General features: G+C 67.0%; 17 protein-coding genes, 1 tRNA gene and 1 pseudogene. 8 read left to right on the top strand and 11 right to left on the bottom strand.

Features of this window, described 5'->3' with window-relative positions:
- Positions 1-12 precede the first annotated feature (12 nt).
- Positions 13-435 (top strand): DUF1810 domain-containing protein, encoded by a 423-nt coding sequence (locus AC13D8_RS16985; RefSeq protein WP_482969809.1) that lies wholly within the window; start codon positions 13-15, stop codon positions 433-435.
- Positions 436-456: 21 nt separating this feature from the next.
- Here the strand turns inward: AC13D8_RS16985 and efp are convergent, their stop codons facing one another.
- A complete protein-coding gene (gene efp, locus AC13D8_RS16980; RefSeq protein WP_104016973.1) occupies positions 457-1,020 on the bottom strand; it encodes an elongation factor P in 564 nt (187 codons plus the stop codon).
- Positions 1,021-1,234: 214 nt separating this feature from the next.
- Here efp and AC13D8_RS16975 point away from each other — a divergent pair, with 214 nt between their 5' ends.
- Both AC13D8_RS16975 and AC13D8_RS16970 read left to right on the top strand, forming a co-directional pair.
- Entirely contained in the window at positions 1,235-1,555 is a 321-nt protein-coding gene (locus tag AC13D8_RS16975; protein ID WP_104016974.1) for a DUF6280 family protein, read from the top strand.
- Between the two features lie 79 nt (positions 1,556-1,634).
- Positions 1,635-3,113, top strand: a complete 1,479-nt coding sequence (locus AC13D8_RS16970; protein WP_482969808.1) for a cobyric acid synthase — start codon at positions 1,635-1,637, stop codon at positions 3,111-3,113.
- Here AC13D8_RS16970 and AC13D8_RS16965 read toward each other — a convergent pair.
- The 3 genes from AC13D8_RS16965 to AC13D8_RS16955 all read right to left on the bottom strand — a co-directional run bounded on the left by AC13D8_RS16965 (position 3,098) and on the right by AC13D8_RS16955 (position 6,195).
- Positions 3,098-4,030, bottom strand: a complete 933-nt coding sequence (locus AC13D8_RS16965; protein WP_482969807.1) for a hypothetical protein — start codon at positions 4,028-4,030, stop codon at positions 3,098-3,100. The genes AC13D8_RS16970 and AC13D8_RS16965 overlap by 16 nt on opposite strands.
- Positions 4,031-4,102: 72 nt before the next feature.
- Positions 4,103-5,515, bottom strand: a complete 1,413-nt coding sequence (locus tag AC13D8_RS16960) for a TolC family outer membrane protein (protein ID WP_482969806.1) — start codon at positions 5,513-5,515, stop codon at positions 4,103-4,105.
- A 26-nt stretch (positions 5,516-5,541) separates the two neighbouring features.
- Entirely contained in the window at positions 5,542-6,195 is a 654-nt protein-coding gene (locus AC13D8_RS16955; RefSeq protein ID WP_104016977.1) for a protein-L-isoaspartate O-methyltransferase family protein, read from the bottom strand.
- Between the two features lie 150 nt (positions 6,196-6,345).
- Here AC13D8_RS16955 and AC13D8_RS16950 point away from each other — a divergent pair.
- Positions 6,346-6,419: transfer RNA gene (locus AC13D8_RS16950), tRNA-Cys, on the top strand.
- A 55-nt stretch (positions 6,420-6,474) separates the two neighbouring features.
- On the opposite strand, the pseudogene AC13D8_RS16945 reads toward AC13D8_RS16950, so the two are convergent.
- The 6 genes and pseudogenes from AC13D8_RS16945 to AC13D8_RS16920 all read right to left on the bottom strand — a co-directional run.
- A pseudogene (locus AC13D8_RS16945) lies at positions 6,475-6,717 on the bottom strand (hypothetical protein); the annotation flags it as partial.
- A 184-nt stretch (positions 6,718-6,901) separates the two neighbouring features.
- On the bottom strand, positions 6,902-9,367 hold the full coding sequence (locus AC13D8_RS16940; protein ID WP_482969805.1) for an arsenate reductase (azurin) large subunit: 2,466 nt from the start codon (positions 9,365-9,367) through the stop codon (positions 6,902-6,904).
- Between the two features lie 13 nt (positions 9,368-9,380).
- Positions 9,381-9,902 carry an arsenate reductase (azurin) small subunit gene (locus AC13D8_RS16935; protein WP_482969804.1) on the bottom strand — a complete coding sequence of 174 codons (522 nt, stop codon included), beginning with the start codon at positions 9,900-9,902 and terminating at the stop codon, positions 9,381-9,383.
- Positions 9,903-10,058: 156 nt separating this feature from the next.
- Positions 10,059-11,288, bottom strand: coding sequence for a sigma-54-dependent transcriptional regulator (locus tag AC13D8_RS16930; protein WP_482969803.1), 1,230 nt, complete (start codon positions 11,286-11,288; stop codon positions 10,059-10,061).
- The gene (locus tag AC13D8_RS16925) at positions 11,281-12,708 is read right to left on the bottom strand and encodes a sensor histidine kinase (protein ID WP_482969802.1); all 1,428 of its coding nucleotides are present in this window, start codon (positions 12,706-12,708) and stop codon (positions 11,281-11,283) included. Before AC13D8_RS16925 ends, AC13D8_RS16930 begins: the two co-directional genes overlap by 8 nt.
- Positions 12,709-13,560 carry a substrate-binding domain-containing protein gene (locus AC13D8_RS16920; RefSeq protein ID WP_482969801.1) on the bottom strand — a complete coding sequence of 284 codons (852 nt, stop codon included), beginning with the start codon at positions 13,558-13,560 and terminating at the stop codon, positions 12,709-12,711.
- 637 nt (positions 13,561-14,197) lie between these two features.
- Between AC13D8_RS16920 and AC13D8_RS16915 the strand changes: the two genes are divergently transcribed.
- On the top strand, positions 14,198-14,764 hold the full coding sequence (locus AC13D8_RS16915; RefSeq protein WP_482969800.1) for a L,D-transpeptidase: 567 nt from the start codon (positions 14,198-14,200) through the stop codon (positions 14,762-14,764).
- A gap of 179 nt (positions 14,765-14,943) precedes the next feature.
- Positions 14,944-15,150, top strand: coding sequence for a cold-shock protein (locus tag AC13D8_RS16910; protein WP_104016983.1), 207 nt, complete (start codon positions 14,944-14,946; stop codon positions 15,148-15,150).
- Between the two features lie 57 nt (positions 15,151-15,207).
- Here the strand turns inward: AC13D8_RS16910 and AC13D8_RS16905 are convergent, their stop codons facing one another.
- A complete protein-coding gene (locus AC13D8_RS16905) occupies positions 15,208-15,906 on the bottom strand; it encodes an arylesterase (protein WP_482969799.1) in 699 nt (232 codons plus the stop codon).
- Here AC13D8_RS16905 and AC13D8_RS16900 point away from each other — a divergent pair.
- Together AC13D8_RS16900 and AC13D8_RS16895 are read left to right on the top strand one after the other, a co-directional pair.
- Entirely contained in the window at positions 15,905-16,588 is a 684-nt protein-coding gene (locus AC13D8_RS16900; protein ID WP_482969798.1) for an ABC transporter ATP-binding protein, read from the top strand. The two genes, AC13D8_RS16905 and AC13D8_RS16900, sit on opposite strands and share 2 nt — an antisense overlap.
- Positions 16,585-19,104 (top strand): ABC transporter permease, encoded by a 2,520-nt coding sequence (locus AC13D8_RS16895; RefSeq protein WP_482969797.1) that lies wholly within the window; start codon positions 16,585-16,587, stop codon positions 19,102-19,104. The genes AC13D8_RS16900 and AC13D8_RS16895 overlap by 4 nt, the downstream gene beginning before the upstream one ends.
- The last annotated feature ends 21 nt before the right edge of the window (positions 19,105-19,125 follow it).

The raw sequence follows: 19,125 nt of genomic DNA, 5'->3' as shown, positions 1-19,125 counted from the left end.
TATGGTAAGGTAATGACGCCCGCGTCTGACCTCTCTCGCTTCGTCAAAGCGCAGGAGGGCAGCTGGCCCGCCGCGCGGGCCGAGCTACGAGCGGGGGCGAAGATGACGCACTGGATGTGGTTCATCTTTCCGCAACTCGCCGCGCTCGGCCGGTCGCTCACGGCAAAGTATTACGGGATCACGGGGCTGGAGGAGGCGCGGGACTATCTCGCGCATCCGGTGCTTGGGCCGCGCCTGCACGAGGCCGCGCGCGCCATGCTGTCTCATGAGGATAAAAGCGCGGAGGCGGTCCTCGGGAGGACGGATGCGCTCAAGCTGCGGTCCTCGGCCACGCTATTCGACGCCGCCGGGGGCGGGCCGGAGTTTCGCGCGATTCTCGACGTGTTTTACGACGGTACCCCCTGCCCGCTGACGCTGGCCGAGTTGGGGCGTTAGGGGCGTCAGGGCAGGTCGCGCTCAGGCGCGCTCGGCATATTCCATCGTCTCGGTGTTGACGACGATGTCCTCGTCCTGGCCGACGAAGGGCGGCACCATCACTTTTACCCCGTTGTCGAGCACGGCAGGCTTGAAGCTGTTGGCGGCGGTCTGGCCCTTGACCACCGGCTCTGTTTCGACCACGCGGCAGGTGACCTTTTGCGGCAGCGACGCGTTGAGCGCCTCGCTCTCGTGGAACTCTACCGTGATGGTCATGCCGTCCTGCAGGAAGGGGCGGCGCTCGCCGAGGATTTCGGCGGGAAGCTGGATCTGTTCGTAGGTCTCGGTATCCATGAAGATCAGGTTCTCGCCCTCCTGGTAGAGGAACTGCTGATCCTTCTGTTCGAGGCGCACGCGCTCGACCTTGTCGGCGCTGCGGAACCGCTCGTTGAGCTTGGACCCGTTGCGCAGGTTGCGCATCTCGACCTGCGCGAAGGCGCCGCCCTTGCCGGGCTTGACGTGGTCCACCTTGACCGCCGCCCAGAGGCCGCCGTTATGCTCCAGCACGTTGCCGGGGCGAATCTCGTTTCCGTTGATCTTGGGCATGGTCCGAACCGTGTCAAAAGGTTGATATCGTGTCTCGCGGTCCTATATATCGCGTGATGCACGGGGGCAAGACACCCATACTTCGTTTCGGGGCAGCGCGAGCCATGCGCCTATTGCATAGATGCTATGCATCTACGCTCTATCCGAATCGATCAAAACGCGTCATAACCGCCGTCACGCCCGAAACGCAAGAGCAATAAGAACAGGACGAAGCATGAAGGATTTCGTTGATGGCACGGCTTTCAACGCCGAACAGGGAAACCGTGCGCGTAAACTCTTTGCGGCCGTGGTTCTGGCCGCGCTTGACGATGCGATCGCCGATGACAAGAAATACGGCAATGGCCCCGAGCAGATCGCCCGCTGGGCGCGATCGCGCGATGGGCGCGAGGTGCTGTCCTGTGCCGGGATCGACCCCAACGAGCGCGTCGTTTCCGGGCTGATGGAATTCGTCGGCAAGGGGGTGCGCACCTCGGTCGCGCTGTCGCGCGAGGAAAGCGAGCGCCGCCACGCCGCAGCGCAGGCCGAAGCCGCCTGAGCGTCACGGCGCAAGATCGCCGATCCGGCCCCGTCGCACGCGGCGGGGCCTTTGCTTTGCCGCAGGCGGGGATGGCCACATGACGCGCGCGATCATGATCCAGGGCGCCGGCTCGAATGTCGGCAAGTCGCTCTTGGTGGCGGGGCTGGCGCGGGCCTGCCTGCGGCGCGGGATCAGCGTCGCGCCGTTCAAGCCGCAGAACATGTCCAACAACGCCGCCGTGACCGGGGATGGCGGCGAGATCGGGCGCGCGCAGGCACTACAGGCCCGCGCGGCGGGACGCACCCCCCTGACGCACATGAACCCCGTGCTGCTCAAGCCCGAGGGCGCGCATGGCGCGCAGGTCATCGTGCAGGGCCACCCGGTTGGAAGCCTCGGCGCGTGGGGCTACACGCGGGAAAAGCCGCGCCTGATGGGTGCGGTGCTCGACAGCTTTGCCCGGCTTGGCCATAGCACCGATCTGATCATCGTGGAGGGCGCGGGCAGCCCCGCCGAGATCAACCTGCGCGCCGGTGACATCGCCAACATGGGCTTTGCCCGCGCCGCCGGGGTGCCGGTGATCCTCGTTGGCGATATCGACCGCGGCGGGGTGATCGCGCAGATCGTCGGCACGCAGGCGGTGCTCGATCCCGACGATGCGGCGATGATCCGGGGCTTCGCGGTCAACAAGTTCCGAGGCGACATCTCGCTTTTCGCGGACGGCGAACGCGCCATCGCCGCGCGCACCGGCTGGCCCTCACTGGGCGTGGTGCCGTGGTTCGTGCACGCCTGGCGCCTGCCGCCCGAGGACGTGCAGGACCTTGCCTCGTCGCGGGGCGGGGCCTGCCGCATCGCCGTGCCGCAGCTCGGCCGGATCGCCAATTTCGACGATCTGACGCCGCTTGCGGGCGAGCCGGGCGTCACGCTGGATATCATCCCGCCGGGCCGCCCCCTGCCCGCCGATGCCGACCTGATCCTTGTCGCGGGCAGCAAATCCACCATCGCCGACCTGGAGGATTTCCGCGCCAATGGCTGGGATATCGACCTCGCCGCCCATGTCCGGCGCAGGGGCCGGGTGCTGGGCGTTTGCGGGGGCTACCAGATGCTGGGCCGCCGGGTCGCCGACCCCGACGGGATCGAAGGCCCGCCCGGCGCGGTCGAAGGGCTGGGCCATCTCGATGTCGAGACGGTGCTGCAACCGCACAAGCGGCTGGGCCTCACCGAGGCGCGGCACGAGCCCTCGGGCACGCCGGTGCGGGGCTACGAGATACATCTGGGCGAAACCGTCGGCCCCGATTGCGAACGCGGCTGGCTGTGCGTAGGCGACCGGCGCGAAGGCGCGCAATCGCCCGATGGCCGGGTTCAGGGCACCTACCTGCACGGACTTTTCGCCGAGGACGCGTTTCGCGCCGCGTACCTGGCCGATCTCGGCGCGGTGTCGGATTTGCTATATGAGGATGCAATCGACACCACGCTCGACGCGCTTGCCCGGCACCTGGAGACACATCTCGACGTGGATCGGCTTCTGTCGCTCGCGGCAGAGCCGGTGATCGCGCCGGAGGATCAGTCGAAATCCTGAGAGTTTAGGGCGCGGTGGATCTCGCGGCGCACCAGCTTTCGCACGTTGCGGGTGATCCGCTCACCCAGCGTGCCCATGAGTTCCTCGCGCACGATCTCTGCCACGAGGTCGCGCAGCGCCTCCTCGTCGAGCAGTGCCTCGTCCTCGATGGCAAAGGCGTTGTCCTCCGTCTCGCGCGCCTCGGTATCCCAGTCGCGGGCAAACGCGCGGCCCTCCTCGCGCGGCTCTGTCTCTTCGGGATGATCAGAACCGGCGAGGATCTTGTCGTACCCATCGTCCTCGTCGGTATCATCGACATCGCGCCATTCAAGCGACGGGGCCGCAGCATCATCGGCAAAGGCATCCTCATCGTCGCCATCGGGCTCCCACGCGCTCGGCGTGGTTGATTCGTGCCGGGCGAACATCGCGGCTATCCCCTCAAGCGCGGCGTCCTCGTCGTCGGTGGGGGTGTCTGTCCCGTCTTCGGGTTTGCCGCTATCGGTTTCGCCCGCGCCGGGCGCAGCCTCGGCCTGCGCATCCCCACCCTGGTCAGACAGTGTCAGCGACAACGCGGCAATATCGTCCTCGGCTGCGGTATCGGTATCGGTATCGGTATCAGTATCGACCCCTGACAGAACATCGGCAACGTCATCTTCCGCGCCGCGTTCCTCGGACTCGGGCTCGACCTCAAGCGACGGCCCGGGTTCAGGCGGATGGGCCTCGGTCAGCCCTGCCAATGCAGAGGTCGCGCGATCCGACCGTTCACCGCTCTCCGATGGCTCTGAGTCATCAATGCGCTGCGACGGCGTCAGCACGAGCCGCTCTTCCCCGCGCGCCTCCTTCGACGCCTTGCCATCCTTCTCCGGCCCGTTCGACACGAGTCGGCGAATCGACGACAGGACATCCTCGATATCCACATTTGCGACCGGGTCCGACATGCCTGTTACCATTCTTGCCTCGCGAGCAGTTTACCCGCGCAGGTGTATTCGCACAACCTATTCGGAAATTTTTCAGTTTTTCCCGAGCGCCCGCAACACCCGGTCGAGCTTCTTGCCCTGCGGGCTCAAGGGTACCGGGGCGGTCTTGACCAGGTCATAATACGCCGCCGGATCGTAGGTCCGGACCCCGAGGTTGAGGTCGCGCACCGTCAAATCCCCCATTGACGCGAGCACCGCATAGGCCGCGATCACGACATCGGCGTTGGCCGAGATGAGACTGGCCTCGGCATCGAGCAGATCCTGCTCGGCGTCAAGCACGTCGAGCGTGGTACGCGCGCCGAGTTTCACCTCCTCGCGCGTGCCCTCGAAAGCGACCCGCGCGGCGCGCACCGCCTCGCGGTTGGCCTCGCGCCTTGCCTGGGCAGCACGCAGGTTGGCAAAGGCGTTGCCCACGTCCTGCTTGACCTGAAGCCCTGCGAGATGAAGCTGTGCCAGCCGCTGATCGCGCTGTGCCCGCGCCTGCCGCTCGCGCGATGTGAGCCGCCCGCCCTCGTAGATGGGTCCACGTAGTTCCAGCCCCACGCTGCCCGAACGTGTAAACTCGGAATCGGCAAGGTCGTTGGTGGTGCCCAGCCGCCCGGTCAGGTTGAGCGTGGGTCGCTTGGCCGCCGCGGCGGCCTGCATGTTGAGCTCGGACACCGTGACGTTGCGCTGCGCCTCCAGGACGTCGGGATGGCGACGCACCGCCGCCGCCTTGGCCGCAGCCACGTCACTGCGCAGCCGCGGCAGATCGCCCGGCGTGCGCAGATCGCCGGGGGCGCGCCCGATGGCCTCGCGGAACTCTTCGACCGCGCGCTCGAAATCACCCTCAGCGGCCGCCAGGCCGCTTTGCGCCAGAGCCACCGCCGCCTCGGCCTGAGCCACATCGGTGCGCGTGACCTCGCCGACCTCGAACCGGTCGCTCGCAGCGCGCAACTCCTCCTCCAGAAGCCTCAGGTTGTTGCGCCGCAACAGGACGAATTCGCGGTTGCGGATCACATTCATGTAGGCCTGCACAGCCGTCAGCAGCACGTCTTGCTCGACGCTGCGCAACACCTCGCGCGTGGCCAGCACGGTTTCCTTCGCCGCCTCGGTCAGAAAATCCCTGCGCCCGAAATCATAGAGCAGCAGCGAGCCGACGATGCCGAGATTGGCGGTCGTCTCGCCGGAATTGCGCGTCAGCAGACTGGAACCCGCCTGCGAGAAATCGCGCGTGACATCCGCGGTCCATTCGATGATGGGACGCAGGTTGGCAACCGATTGCGCAACGTCTTCGTCCGCCGCGCGCAGAAGCGCGCGATTCTGCTCCAGGAGCCCGCTATTGACGTAGGCGGAGACGAGCGCATCCGCCAGCGTCTCGGCCCGCGCGGCGCCTGGCTGCGCGCCCAGGCAAGCCACCCCCAGGACCGCCACAAAACTCCACCGCAACAACCGCCTCATCGTCATTCCCGGTGCCTCCTGCCCCTTTCCGCTCACAACGTGAATGCCGCGTGACGCTCGAACCCGGGCAGCACCGGCGCGCCGGCGTTGAACGCGTCGCGCCAGTTCATCCGGCCGTCGATCTTGTAGCCGATGCGGATCACGCCCAGCGCATCCTCGGAAAACAGGCACGCGATGCGCCCGCCCTCCTTGAGCTGCCCGGTGATCGCCTCGGGCAGGTGCTCGACCGCGCCCTCGACGAGGATCACGTCGTAGGGACCATGATCCGGTGCCCCGGCGGACAATGCGCCCTCGACCATCACCACGTTGTCGGCGCCGGCATCGCCCAGCGCGCGCTGCGCCTCTTCGACCAGCGCGGGATCGTCCTCGACCCCGACGACGGCCTCGGCCAGCCGCGCGATGACCGCCGCCGAATAGCCATGCGCCGGGCCGATATCGAGTACCAGGTCGTCCCCCTCGATATCGAGCGCGTCGAGCATCTTGGCCAGCGTCCGCGGCGCCAGCACGACCCGCGAGGCCCCGAGGTCGAGATTCTCGCCCAGGTAGGCCACCTCGCGCATCCGTGCCGGAACGAAGGCCTCGCGCGGGACGCGCAGCATGGCGTCGATAATCGGGAACTTGGTCACGTCCGAGGGGCGGACCTGCGTATCCACCATCATGGTGCGGCGCGCGGTGAAATCGGTCATCGGCGGAACTCTCGTCTTGATGAATCCATGAGGGGGTTCTGACACATCTGCCGCATGGCGGCAATCTCCCTGCGCCCCCTACCGGCAAAACACCTCGGTCCCTCTTGCACCGAAGAAGTGGATGGGATAACCGAAACGCCACCACATCGGGGCGAGTTGGCGGAGTGGTTACGCAGCGGATTGCAAATCCGTGTACACCGGTTCGATTCCGGTACTCGCCTCCATTTAAATCAGTGGGTTAGCGGATGCATCGCGTGGACCTCCGGGCTCATGTAGGCACTATCCAAGCAAATCATTCAGCTTGCGCGCAATTGCCCCCTGCCGCACCTCGGTCGGCAAACCGGTTGGGGCTACCTTGATGCAAGATAAATCGGCGCGCGCGCCTCGGAAGATGTATCCGGCACGATTATCCTTCAACAGCCCAGCGGTGAACGCCACCGAACGGCTGATCCGGTCAAGCCTGGCCACTGGCAGGGCGGCGCCCTCGCGGCGGGTTAACTCCATCGCCGCCCGAAGTTGAGGGCGGTCCGCCTTCGCCCTGTTTCGATGTCAGTGAACGTGCCCAGAACCTCGAACGGCGCTTGCCTGCAACTTTCGGGGAGGATCCGATTGTCGCGTTCCCGGGCGTCAAGATCCGGCCCGCTGTCGCCCCGACGATCGAGCGCCCGCCCCGTGACGCGGGGCGGGCATTTCTTGTTTCAGCCGGTCAGAGCGTGACTTCCTTCGACTTGAATGTGATGCCTGCCGTTTCATGCGTGGCGTTCGATATCTTGCGGATGTCGCCCCAGCAATGCTTGTAGTTGGGCAGCACCAGTTCGTTGGTGCCGGGGTTGACGACGTTGCCCTGGCTGCCCGCGGGTGAGCCGAAGACCATCGCGACCTGTCCGCGCCTGGCGGTTGCCGTGGGATAGGCCATGCCCTGCGTCACACCATTGTCGTTGATGATCTCGATCAGGTCTCCGGGGTTGAGCCCTTCCTCGACCATGTCATCGGGGTTCATCTCGATGAACGGATACGGGAAGCGGTCCTGGATGAACTGGTTCTTCTGGTCGAGGAACTGGTTCTGCCAGAAGATATTGGCACGGACGTTGTTGATCCAGTACTTGTGCGCGGCCTTCTCGCGGGCCTTGCCCGGCGCCTGCCAGCCGCGCCACCCGGCAGCACAGAACAGCGCCTTGCCGTCGTCGCGCCCGTGCCGGTCGAACGTGCCATCGGCATAGAGCCGCTCGGTGCCGACAAGCGCACCGTTCTCGTAGCCCTTGACCGGCTCCTGCACGCCGTTATTGCCCGCCGCGCGCAGCCGCTCATAGGTCACTTCGGGATTGCCCGCATTGTACCCGTCCATGAAGGCGTCTTCCTCGGTCTGCCAGTCATAGCCCTGGAACTGGTCGGCATAGGCTCCTTCGCCCATCTCGCGCAGAACGCGCTCCATGTGCTGCGCGATCCCGGCGGCGATCAGGCAGTCGGAGCGCGAATTGCCGTAGGGGTCCATGTAGCGCTCGCTGAGACGCAACCGCCGCTCGCCGTTCATCGAGGTGAGGTTCATCTCGTTCGATTCGCAGGCGGGCAGGATGACATGCGCGTTCTGACCGATCTGGCTGTGGATGATGTCCACATCCACCACGAAGAGGCCGCCCGCACTGATCGCCGAGACGATCGCGTCGACCACCTGCTCACGCGTGCCGCCCGCAGCACCGTCGATCGCGTCCTTGACCATGTCCGCGCGCCGCTTGTGCACGCGCTTGAACTCGGCGGCGTTGAGCGTGGTCTTGTGGTGGTCGCAGGCCCAGATATGGTGCACCCCGCCCAGACCCCGGATCAGGAACTGGTCGACATATTCCGCCGGACGGCCCACATGGCCATCGGCGGGGCGATAGTAGCCCTCCTGGTGCCCGCCCAGACGGCACACGCCGCCGCCTTCGCGGCCCACATTGCCGGTGGCCAGCGCGATATTCACCAGCGCGCCGATGGTGCGATAGTTGTCGTTGCCCCAGATGATGCCTTTCTCGTAGGCCGTCGCGCATTTGCGGCGGCTGCCATCTTCATGCGGCTTGGCGATCCATTCGGCGGCCTGTCGGATGTCGGCCGCGGCCACACCGCAGATCTCCGCCGCCTCATCCAGCGACGTCCGGCAGTCCTGCATCGCATGATCGAGACTGCCCAGGCTCGCGGGATGGGCACTGTCCTGCGCCACCGCCTCGCTGCCCTGAAAGGTCGAGGCGGCGATGAAGTCGTCATCCGTCCAACCCTGATCGACGATATGGGTCAGGATGGCGTTGAACAGCACCATGTCGCTGCCCTCGTTGATCGCGAGGTGCAGCACGTTCTCCTTGCCCGCCCATTGCTCGGAGGAATGCACGGTGACGGTGCGGCGCGGGTCGACCATGATGAACTTGGCGCCGTTCTGAAGGCCGGGCACCATGTGGTTGAGATAGAGATTGGTCTGCGTCTCCATCGAATTGGCCCCGATCATGAAGATCGTGTCGGTGATCTCGTAATCGGAATAGCTGTTGTTGAGCTCGCCCACCCCCATGTCGCGGGTCGAATGCACCTCGGAATTATAGGCCGGGCGGTTGTGGATACGGCAGTTCTTGACCTTCATGCTCTCGAAATAGAGCTTGCCGGTGGCCCAGGTGTTTTCATATCCGCCGGCGCTGCCGCCATGGTCGAACATCGACACGACGAGATCGTCCTCCGAGCCTTCGGTCACCACCCGCGCCGTGACCCGCGCGACGAGGTCGAGCGCGTCGTCCCACGATGTCGGCTGCCATGTCCCGTTGCGCCACACGAGCGGATCGCTCAGGCGTTGAAGCTGCGTGCCGGAGACATCGGAGGGCCGGTTCTCGGCCATGCGCGCGCCACGGATCGAGCCGAGCCCGGAATTGACGACGCAATTCGCATCCGGCTTGACGACGAGTTGCACGTCCTTCCCGTCCTGTTTGACGATGTTGTACATTGAGGGCGCATACCACGCCTCTGTGTCCTGGAACTGCTGTTCGGACAGATCGACGCCGAACTTGTTCTGGTTCGGCGCGGTGCCGCCCTGCTTGTTCATCGGCCAGGTGTAGGCCTTGTAGCCGCATCCGACGATGCAGTAATGGCAGGTGACGTTATGTTCCTTGGCGTCCGCGGGAATGATCGGCAGACGGTCCACTTGTCTCTTGTAAGCCATTGAATTTCCTCCCTCAGAGCGTGTTGGACAGGCGACCGTAGATCAGCTCGTCCACGCCCTCGGCATAAATGTCGCCGGCGCCGTCGACGCGCAGCACGAATTGCGGCAGGTTGTTGGTGGCATGGCCCCAGACCTGCTGTCCGCCCGCCTCGGCATCGAAGCGCGAATGGTGTCCGGGGCAATTGAAGGTGCGGTCCTCGCCGTTGTAGCTCAGATACCAGCCCTTGTGCGGGCACAGGACCGAGAAGGCGACGATATCGCCATCGGGGCCCACGCCGCCCTCGACCGCCTGCCCCAGCTTGAGCACGACACCGGGGCTGTCGGCATCCGGGTAGGCCACGTCCATCGGCTCGTTCACGGCCAGGTCGGCCACGTTGGCCAGCCGGTTCGCCGGATACTCCACCCGCGCGAGCGCCGTTTGCGCCTTGGCGTCGCTCGTTCCCATGACAACGCTCGCCGCAGCGCCCGCCGTGGCCCCAAGGCCCCCGCGCAGGAACTGACGACGGCCCGCATCGACCAGTCGATTACATTTCATTGGCTTGGCTCCTCCCTTGCTATGGCAACAAGGATAGGGCCTCCACGCGCAAGCCACGACAGTCTTGGCGCTCATTCTGCGGCGCGGCTAAGCGTTGAATATCATGAGGAATTTCAGATGTTCGGAAATCCGAACAGGCCGCGCGGCGCGGGCGCGTCACGATAGCCCGTAGCGCTGCATCTTCTCCCACAGCGTTGTCCGGGCGATGCCCAGCATCCGCGCCGCCGCGCCCACCTGTCCGCCGCTGCGCTCCAGCGCGGCGATGATCTGCGCGCGCTCGGCGGCCTCGCGCACCTCGGCGAGGCTCTTGATGCCGTCCTCCCCCGCCTGACGCTCGGGAAACAGGTCGGCGGGCTGCAACAGCGCGCCGCGCGCCAGCGACAACCCGCGCACCAGCCGTGCGCGCACCTCGCGCCCGCCGCCGGGCCAGTCGTGGTCGCGCGCCGCCTCCAGGCACAGCGCGCCGATCCCGGTAACATCGGGGGCCTTGGCGGGCGCGAGCCGTTGAAACAGTTGCTCCAGCAACCATACCGCGTCCTCGGGGCGGGTGCCGAGGGGGGGTATCGGTATCTCCATCCGCGCCATGCGGTAATGCAGTTCGGTGTCGAACGCGCCCTGCTGCACCAGCGCCTCCAGGTCGGTGCCGCAGGCGGTGACGAGGCGCCCCTCGATCCCCTGCTCGATCTCCTCGCCCAACCGGCGCTGAAGCTGCAGCGGCAGGCGACTGATCGCGTTGACGAACAGCGTGCCCTCGCCCAGCTTGCGGAACGCGCCATCCTGCCCGAAGAGCGCCGCCTCGGGATCGCCCTCGCGCGCCAGGTTCACCGAGATGAAGGGCGCAGCCCGGCGCTCTGACAACTCGTGGATACGGCGCGCGACAAGGTCCTTGCCCAGCCCGGGTCCGCCCCGGATCAGGACCGGCCCGGCACTCTCAGCCGCGCGCACGATCAACGCCTCCACCCGCTGCGCGGCCCCGGAAACCCCGAGAATCGGGGGGAATTCCTGCGTCTCTCCCGGGGCCAGAAGCTGCGCGAGGCGGTCCAGGAACACCGACATGTCAAATGGCTTGGTGATGTAATCCGCCGCCCCTGACTTGATCAGGCGCACCGCCTGCTCGATGCCGCCCTGCCCGGTGATGAACAGGAACGGCGGCGGCGTGGTGGTGCGGCAGAGCGTGATGAACAGGTCTTCGCCGGTACCGTCAGGCAGCGCGATATCGCAGATCACCGCGTCGATGCCGCGCTGAGGCGTGCGGATCGCGCCCAGCGCGCGGTGCATCTGCTTCAGCCACAGCACCTGCGCGCCCTCCAGCTCCAGCCGCTGCAAGAGCGAGCCGCCCATGATCTCGTCATCCTCGACCAGAACGATGCGGCGGCCGTCAAGCATCGGTCGCACCTTCCCGAGCCGGCAGGATTACCCGTACCGTCGTCTGCCCGTCTTCGCGCGCAAGTTCGATCCTGCCGCTCAGATCCTTCACGAGATCGCGCACCAGCCGCAGGCCGACGCCACCGCCCGGTGCCAGCGCCGCATCGCTCAGCAGCCGTGCCCGCGCCGCCTCGGACATGGGCGGGCCGCTGTTGGAAATGTCGATTTCCAGACCGGCATCGTCCAGCCGGGCGTGAAGCGTGACACCGCCCTCGGGTCCGGTCGCCGCCGAGGCATTGAGCAGCAGGTTGAGCATGATCTGTCGAACGGGCGCGGCGGGCAAGGCCGCACAACCCGTCATATCCTCTGGCGCGGACCAGTCCATCCGCTGTTCCATCCGCTTGAGCTCGGGCAGGATCAGTAGCCGGACATCCTCGAAATCATCGGATGAAAGCGGGGTTCCCTCCTGCTCCAGACGGTTCTGGTCCAGCGTGACACGCGCCACGTCCCGCAGGTGCCGCAGGCCCCGTTCCAGCAACTCGGCGGATGCCGTCACGACCTCGGGCCTGTTGGAAAATTTCCGGATGGTGTCCGTCGCGTTCAACAGCCCGCCCAGCGGGTTGTTGATCTCGTGCGCCAGTGACGACGACAACCGCCCAAGGGCCACGAAGCGTTCACGTTCGGCAAGCCTACGTTCGAATTGTGATTTCGCGGCGACGTCATGCACCATGCTGTTATAGGTCCGCGCCAGTCGGGCAAGCTCGCCATCGCCGCGCGGCACGTCCGTCTCGGCGATGGGCTGCGGCTCGCCCTCTGCCCCGGCCATCTGCTGCGCCAGGGTCGAGACGGGCCGCAGCATCTGGCGCATCGCGAGATATCCCAGCCCCGCGAGAAAGGCGGTCGCAAGCGCGTTGCCCGCCAGCAGGAACCAGAGGGCGCGCCGGCGCTCGCTCTGCAGATCGGACACATCCAGTTCCGTGACGATGCGACCCACCGACCGGCCCTGGTAATCGAGCGGCGCAATCAGGCGGACCGTGCTCTCTGACGCGCCCACCGACAGTTGGTCGAGCGGCACCGCCCCTTGGGCGACCCGCTCGATCGCGCTATCTACCGGTACGCGCCGCGGGTCGGTCGCGGCCAGAACCCGGCCCGCCTCATCGGCCACCGCCGTCAGGACCATGCGCCGACCCTCGCTCTCGCGCCCGGCGCGATCAAGCGTGTCATAAACTTCCCAGATGTCACGGCGCAGGACCAGCGGCCCCAGCGCCACCGACAGCCCCTCGACATGCATCGCCGCCAGTTCGCGCAGCCGGGCGTCCTGCACGCGGCCCAGCGCCGACAGCACCTGTTGCGACGCGACAACCCCCACCAGCACCATCAGCGCCGCCCCAAGCAGGGGCAGCCTGAGCGACAGCGGCAGAGTACGCAGAACCCCGGCCATTCAGGTTTCCAGCAGGCGCATTCGGCTGGCTATGCCGTCAAACAAGCCCTCGGGGGCCGTCTGAAACCCGTCCAGTTGCAGGGCCGCCAACGCCGCGCGTCCGGCGTCTGATCGCGACAGTCCCAGGAGCGCCTCGCGCAGCGCACGCACCGGTTCCGCGTTCTCGGTGTCCTTGCGCGCGCAGACGGGCGGAAAGCCCAACCATTCCGACTTGCCGATGACGCGGGTTCGCCGTGTCAGGTCCGGCTCCACCGCGGCCAGCGCCTCCCAGACATAGCCGTCCACGCTGCCCGACTGCACCAGCCCGTCGGCCACCGCGCGCACCACGTTGCGGTGCCCGTAGGTAAAGATTGCCCGCGAAAACCACTGCTCGGGCCGGGTGCCCATGGCGATCAGATCGCTTGCCGTGACCAGGTAGCCGGAATTGCTGTCGGGATCGGAGAAGGCATGCGTCGCCCCGCGCAGATCAGAGAGGTTATCGGCCGCGACCCCCTGGCCGGCGATCAGGTAGGATTGATAGAGCGGCCTGCCCCGCCAGACCGGCACCGCCACCAGCGCGAGCGCCTCCCGGTGCTGCAAGTATGGATACCCACACAGCCACGCCGCGTCGAGCGAACGCTCCAGCAACAGGCCCGTCACTTCCTCGTAGGTGCGTTTCTGCACAAGCTCTATCTCGCGCCCCATGGCCGCCGACAGCACGTGGCGCAGCCGGTCGATGATCACCGCGTCATTGTCTAGGAAAACGGGCGTGAGACCCAACCGGAAGCGTGTCTGTGCCAGGCTGCGCATCGGAATCGCCGCACATGCGAGACCGCCCATCATGATCGCCGCGCGCCGGGTTATCGCTGTCATGCCGTTCTCTTCATGCTCCAAAATCGTCGCGCCGCCCCGTGCCTTGCGCCCGGCACGATACGACGCTTGTCGCATCCCTCTGATACCAGACTGAATACGTCTAGGCAGAAAAACTTGACCCCGCGCCTCCCGAGCCGACAAGTCACGCGCTGACACGGGGGGCACATGCGCGTGCCCGCGTCTGAACATTCGGGCCTCAGACTACCCCGTATTCAGACTGCCCCGTATCAGGTCTGTTTTCCGACTCTGAGTCTCGATCATACGAAACTGCTGTGTCGTACATGCGGTTCCCGTGGGGCGGGCGCCATCCGCCGCGCCTGCCCCGGGCCGATCCTCGCCGATCACACCCGCTCACGTTCGCCCCACCGCCTCTGGCTTGCGCGCACGGCCAGCCCCACCTTGGTGGCACGGACCCGGCAAAAGGAGACCCGCCATGACCCGCCGCAAGACCGATCCGCGCCATCCCCGTCCGCCGTGGCACCGGCGGCCCGTGCCTTACCGCTTCGACGATTGGGCCGCGATCTGAGCGCAAAGGCCACAGTGCCGCGATTTTCACCGCGGTCACCGCGTTTTGACTTAAACCCGCGGCACGCAAGGCCATATATAGGATGTCGAAAGGATCCGTGGAGGAAGTGACATGATCGACCGCCGTTCTCTCGTCGCCTCAGGCCTCGCCGCGCTGGCCGCTCCTGCCCTTGTGCCGGGCCGCGCCCGCGCATTCGAACTCGACCCGATATTCACACCGCAGCAGGTGACGTTCAGCGACGCCTACGCGCCAGGGCATCTGGTCGTACTGCCGCGCGCGCATTTTCTGTACTTCGTCACCGCACCCGGCGAGGCACGCCGCTACGGCGTGGGCGTCGGGCGGGCGGGGCTCGAATTCACCGGCACCGCCACCATCGACGTGAAAAAGAAGTGGCCCACATGGCGGCCCACTGACGAGATGATCGAGCGTGAGCCGCAAACCTACGCGCGCTTTCGTGGCAACGACTACGTCCAGCCCGGCGGGCCCGAAAATCCGCTTGGCTCGCGCGCGCTCTACCTGTTTCAGAATGGGCGCGACACCTATTACCGCATCCACGGCACCAACCAGCCCTCGTCCATCGGGCGCTCGGTATCCAATGGCTGCATTCGCATGATCAACGCCCATGTGCAGGATCTCTACCAGCGCGTCCCAACAGGCACCGTGGTGACGGTGCTGTGATATTGCCCGGACCTCACGATACCCCTTGCGTTTCCCGTCGCCGAGGCCCATATTGCATCTGCTAACGTTACGGCTATCGACCACCTGTCCTTCTATCGGCTCAGTCACTCGATCTTGCACGACGACGAGCCAAGCTGTCGCACTTCCGCGGGCAGCACACAATTAGGAGTTCAGGGCACATGGCTACTGGCACAGTAAAATGGTTCAACACCACCAAGGGTTTCGGCTTTATCGCACCTGACGGCGGCGGCAAGGACGTTTTCGTCCACATTTCCGCAGTCGAGCGCGCGGGCCTCACCGGCCTCGCAGACAACCAGAAGGTGACCTTCGAAATCGAATCGGGCCGCGACGGGCGTCAGTCCGCCAGCGACATCGCCCTCGCCTGAACGGCGCTTCCGCCCTTGGCGAGACGGTTGAACCGGGCCCCCTTGTGGGGCCCGTTCTCATTTCACGGCCTCGATCAGCGCGGCCACATGCGGCCCCAGCCCATCGACGATGCGCGCCACACCCTCCGCGTTGGGATGGATACCGTCACCCTGAAAGAAACGTTGCAGCGCCGCAGGGTCGCCCTCGCCCAGCCCGGCAAAGAAATCGGGGGCGAGCAGCGTGCCGTGCTTTTCCGCGAGATCGGGGTAGATCGCGTCGAAACCGGCCTTGTAGTCAGCGCCGTAATTGCCCGGCGCGCGCATCCCCACCAGCAGCACCTCCACGTCGCGTTCCGCCGCCTCGGCCAGAATGGTATCGAGATTGGCGCGGCTCACCGCCGGGTCGATCCCGCGCAACAGGTCGTTGCCGCCCAGCGCCACGATCATCGCGTCCACCTCTGGCGTCAGGCTCCAGCCTGCGCGCGCGGCACCGCCCGCCGTGGTGTCGCCCGACACACCGCCATTGATCACCTCCGCGTCGATGTCACGTTCCGCCAGCCACCGCCGCAATTGCGGCACCAGACCGTCCTGCTGCGGCAGGCCATAGCCTTGGGTGAGGCTATCACCCAGCGCCAGCACGGTGACGGGCGCGTCCGCCGCCGCCTCCTCGCCCGCCTGCGCGGGCACGGCCATCCACAGAAAGAGCACGAGCGCCTTGCCCAGGTGCCGGGCCACCCCATATGACAGAAAACACTGGCAAAACAGGCGCAACCTCATGAGCTCCCCCCTTCTTTCCCTGGCCGATGTCGCGCTCGTGCTCGAAGGCAATGCCGGCCCTGTCGAGATACTTCACGGGATCACGCTCGATGTCCACAGCGGCGAGACGATCGGGCTTGTCGGCCCGTCGGGATCGGGCAAATCCTCGCTGCTCATGCTGATGGGCGGGTTGGAGCGCGCGACGGGAGGCAGCGTGCGCGCCTTCGGCCACGACCTCGGTGCCATGAACGAGGACGCGCTGGCGCGGCTGAGGCGCGCGCATGTGGGCGTGGTGTTTCAGTCATTCCACCTCATCCCCACGATGACCGCGCTGGAAAACGTGGCAACCCCGCTCGAGCTTGCCGGGCGCCGCGACGCGCGTGCGCGCGCGATGGAAGAGCTTGCCGCCGTTGGGCTCGAGGCGCGGGCGGGCCACTATCCCTCGCAGCTCTCGGGCGGCGAGCAGCAGCGCGTGGCGCTAGCCCGCGCCGCCGCGCCGCGCCCCGCGCTCATCCTCGCCGACGAACCCACCGGCAACCTCGACAGCACCACCGGTACGGCGATCATCGACCTGCTCTTCGGGTTGCGCGACCGCGACGGGGCGACGCTGGTTCTGGTCACCCACGACCCGGCGCTGGCGGCGCGCTGCGACCGGGTGATTTCGCTGGGTGACGGGCGCATCGCCCCGGCAGCCGCAGCATGAGCCTGAGGGTTGCGGCCCTGCTGGCGGGGCGGGAGTTGCGCGGGGGGCTGCGGGGCTTTCGCATCTTTCTCGGCTGCGTAATCCTCGGTGTGGCCGCCATCGCCGCCGTCGGCACCCTGCGCGAGAGCGTGCAGGCCGGGCTCGCCACGCAGGGCGCAGAGCTATTGGGCGGCGATGCCGAGATTGAGCTAACCTACAGGTTCGCCTCGCGAACCGAGAGGTTGTGGATGGAGGACGCCGCTGCCCGCGTCTCGGAAATCGCCGATTTCCGGTCGATGGCGGTGGCCGGCGAGGCACGCGAACTCACGCAGGTCAAGGCGGTCGACGCGGCCTATCCGCTGGTGGGTCGCGTGGCACTCGACCCCGACATGCCGCTGGAGGCGGCTCTCGCGGGTAGCGATGGCCTGCCCGGCGCGGTGATGGAGCCGGTGCTGGCCACCCGGCTGGGCATCGGGATCGGTGACAGTTTTCGGCTTGGAGAACAACAGTTTACATTGATGGCTGAAATCGTCCGCGAGCCCGACCCGTCGCGCGCGGGCTTTGGCCTCGGGCCGCGCACCATCGTGGCGCGGACGGCGCTCGATGGCTCGGGGCTTCTGGCGCCCGGCTCGCTCTTCACCTCTCGCTACCGGCTCGACCTGCCGCCGGGCACCGATCTCGACGCCCTCGCCGCCCGCGCCGAAGAAGAGCTTTCCGCCAGCGGCGCGCGCTGGACCGACGCCCGCAACGCCAGCCCGCAGGTGGCCGAATTCGTCACGCGGCTGGGCGCGTTCCTCGTGCTGGTGGGGCTGTCGGGCCTCGCGGTGGGCGGCGTCGGCATCTCGGCGGCGCTGCGGGCCTACCTCGCGGGCAAGGTGCAGGTGATCGCCACGCTGCGCACGTTGGGCGCCGACCAAAGAACTGTTTTTCTGATATATTTCCTTCAGGTCGCGGTGCTGGCACTGCTCGGGATCGCGGGCGGGCTCATCCTCGGCGTAGGGCTGCCGGTGGCGCTGGGCCCGGTGATCGCGGCGCAATTGCCGGTGCCGGCGGTCTTTGCCCCCTACCCCGCGCCGATGATCGAGGCCACGCTCTATTCGGTGCTGAGCGTGCTCATCTTTACGCTGTGGCCGCTGGCACGGGCACGCGAGGTGCGCGCCGCTGCGCTCTACCGCGACGCGGGGATCGGCGGGGCGCGCTGGCCGGGTTGGCCTTGGGTGCTGACCACCGCCGTGCTCTTCGCGCTCCTGGTGATCGCGGCGGCATTGTTTTCCGGCAATGCCCCGCTAACGCTCTGGACGGCGGGTGGTATCCTCGGGGCGCTGGCGCTGTTGTGGCTGGCGGCAGCGGCAACCACCCGTGCAGCGCGCGCCCTGCGCCCGCGCCTGCGGGGACGGCCCGCGTTGGGCTGGGCGCTGGGCGCGATCGGTGGGCCGGGCAATACGGCGGGGCCGGTGATGCTGGCGCTGGGGCTGGGGCTGTCAGTGCTGGCCGCCGTGGGGCAGATCGATGGCAACCTGCGCCGCGCCATCGCCGCCGACCTGCCCGAGCGCGCGCCGTCCTTCTTCTTCGTCGATCTGCAAAAGGACCAGATGGAGTGGTTTCTCGACCGGCTGGAGAGCGACCCGGGCGTGAGCCGGGTCGATCACGCGCCGATGCTGCGCGGAATCATATCCCGCATCAACGACCGCCCCGCGCGCGAGGTGGCCCCCGGCCACTGGGTGGTCGAGGGCGACCGCGCGGTGAGCTATGCCGATAGCTTGCCCGCGCGCACCACGCTCACCGCCGGGGACTGGTGGGGCGAGGGCTATACCGGGCCGCCGCAGCTCAGCTTTGCCGCCGAGGAGGCCGCCGAGATGGGGATCGGCATCGGAGACGAGATCACCGTCAACATCCTCGGGCGCGACATCACGGCGCCGATCACCTCGCTGCGCGACGTGGATTTCTCCAGCGTTGGCATGGGCTTCGTCATGCTGATGAACCCTTCGGCGCTGGCGGGCGCGCCGCACAGCTTCATCGCCACGGTCTATGCCGATAGCGAGGCGACCGAGGAGGCGATCCTGCGCGACGTGACCGACCGCCACCCCAACGTCACCGCGATCAACGTGCGCGACGCGCTGATGCGGGTGACGGACCTGCTGGCCAGCCTCGCGTCGGCCACCTCGTGGGGGGCGTCGGTGACGCTTCTGACCGGGTTCCTGGTGCTGATCGGCGCGGCGGCGGCGGATGCGCGCGCGCGCAGCGTCGAGGCGGCAATCCTCAAGGTTCTGGGTGCCACGCGCGCGCGTATCCTGGCGGGGCTGGCCCTGAGGTCGCTGATCCTCGGGGCCGCCGCGGGCATCGTGGCGCTGGGCGCAGGCATCGGCGGTGGCTGGGCGGTGAGTCGGTTCGTGATGGAAACGCCATTCACCGTGATCTGGCCCTCCGCGCTTGCCATCGTCGCGGGCGGCACGGCGATCACGCTGCTGGCCGGGCTGGTCTTTGCCCTCGGCCCGCTGCGCGCCCGCCCCGCAAGGGTGCTGCGCGCCCGCGAATGACACCGCCCCGCTTCATCTTGC

The sequence above is a fragment of the Roseovarius sp. B-10 genome (genome assembly GCF_056859295.1).
The sequence above is the reverse complement of the archived record's forward strand: the minus strand, read 5'-3'. Positions and strand labels throughout refer to the sequence as shown.

Bases quoted from the DNA above. Each gene is read 5' to 3' on its own strand.
- AC13D8_RS16985 (WP_482969809.1), top strand. From the start codon at position 13: ATGACGCCCGCGTCTGACCTCTCTCGCTTCGTCAAAGCGCAGGAGGGC.
- efp (WP_104016973.1), bottom strand. From the start codon at position 1,020: ATGCCCAAGATCAACGGAAACGAGATTCGCCCCGGCAACGTGCTGGAG.
- AC13D8_RS16975 (WP_104016974.1), top strand. From the start codon at position 1,235: ATGAAGGATTTCGTTGATGGCACGGCTTTCAACGCCGAACAGGGAAAC.
- AC13D8_RS16970 (WP_482969808.1), top strand. From the start codon at position 1,635: ATGACGCGCGCGATCATGATCCAGGGCGCCGGCTCGAATGTCGGCAAG.
- AC13D8_RS16965 (WP_482969807.1), bottom strand. From the start codon at position 4,030: ATGTCGGACCCGGTCGCAAATGTGGATATCGAGGATGTCCTGTCGTCG.
- AC13D8_RS16960 (WP_482969806.1), bottom strand. From the start codon at position 5,515: ATGACGATGAGGCGGTTGTTGCGGTGGAGTTTTGTGGCGGTCCTGGGG.
- AC13D8_RS16955 (WP_104016977.1), bottom strand. From the start codon at position 6,195: ATGACCGATTTCACCGCGCGCCGCACCATGATGGTGGATACGCAGGTC.
- AC13D8_RS16940 (WP_482969805.1), bottom strand. From the start codon at position 9,367: ATGGCTTACAAGAGACAAGTGGACCGTCTGCCGATCATTCCCGCGGAC.
- AC13D8_RS16935 (WP_482969804.1), bottom strand. From the start codon at position 9,902: ATGAAATGTAATCGACTGGTCGATGCGGGCCGTCGTCAGTTCCTGCGC.
- AC13D8_RS16930 (WP_482969803.1), bottom strand. From the start codon at position 11,288: ATGCTTGACGGCCGCCGCATCGTTCTGGTCGAGGATGACGAGATCATG.
- AC13D8_RS16925 (WP_482969802.1), bottom strand. From the start codon at position 12,708: ATGGCCGGGGTTCTGCGTACTCTGCCGCTGTCGCTCAGGCTGCCCCTG.
- AC13D8_RS16920 (WP_482969801.1), bottom strand. From the start codon at position 13,560: ATGACAGCGATAACCCGGCGCGCGGCGATCATGATGGGCGGTCTCGCA.
- AC13D8_RS16915 (WP_482969800.1), top strand. From the start codon at position 14,198: ATGATCGACCGCCGTTCTCTCGTCGCCTCAGGCCTCGCCGCGCTGGCC.
- AC13D8_RS16910 (WP_104016983.1), top strand. From the start codon at position 14,944: ATGGCTACTGGCACAGTAAAATGGTTCAACACCACCAAGGGTTTCGGC.
- AC13D8_RS16900 (WP_482969798.1), top strand. From the start codon at position 15,905: ATGAGCTCCCCCCTTCTTTCCCTGGCCGATGTCGCGCTCGTGCTCGAA.
- AC13D8_RS16905 (WP_482969799.1), bottom strand. From the start codon at position 15,906: ATGAGGTTGCGCCTGTTTTGCCAGTGTTTTCTGTCATATGGGGTGGCC.
- AC13D8_RS16895 (WP_482969797.1), top strand. From the start codon at position 16,585: ATGAGCCTGAGGGTTGCGGCCCTGCTGGCGGGGCGGGAGTTGCGCGGG.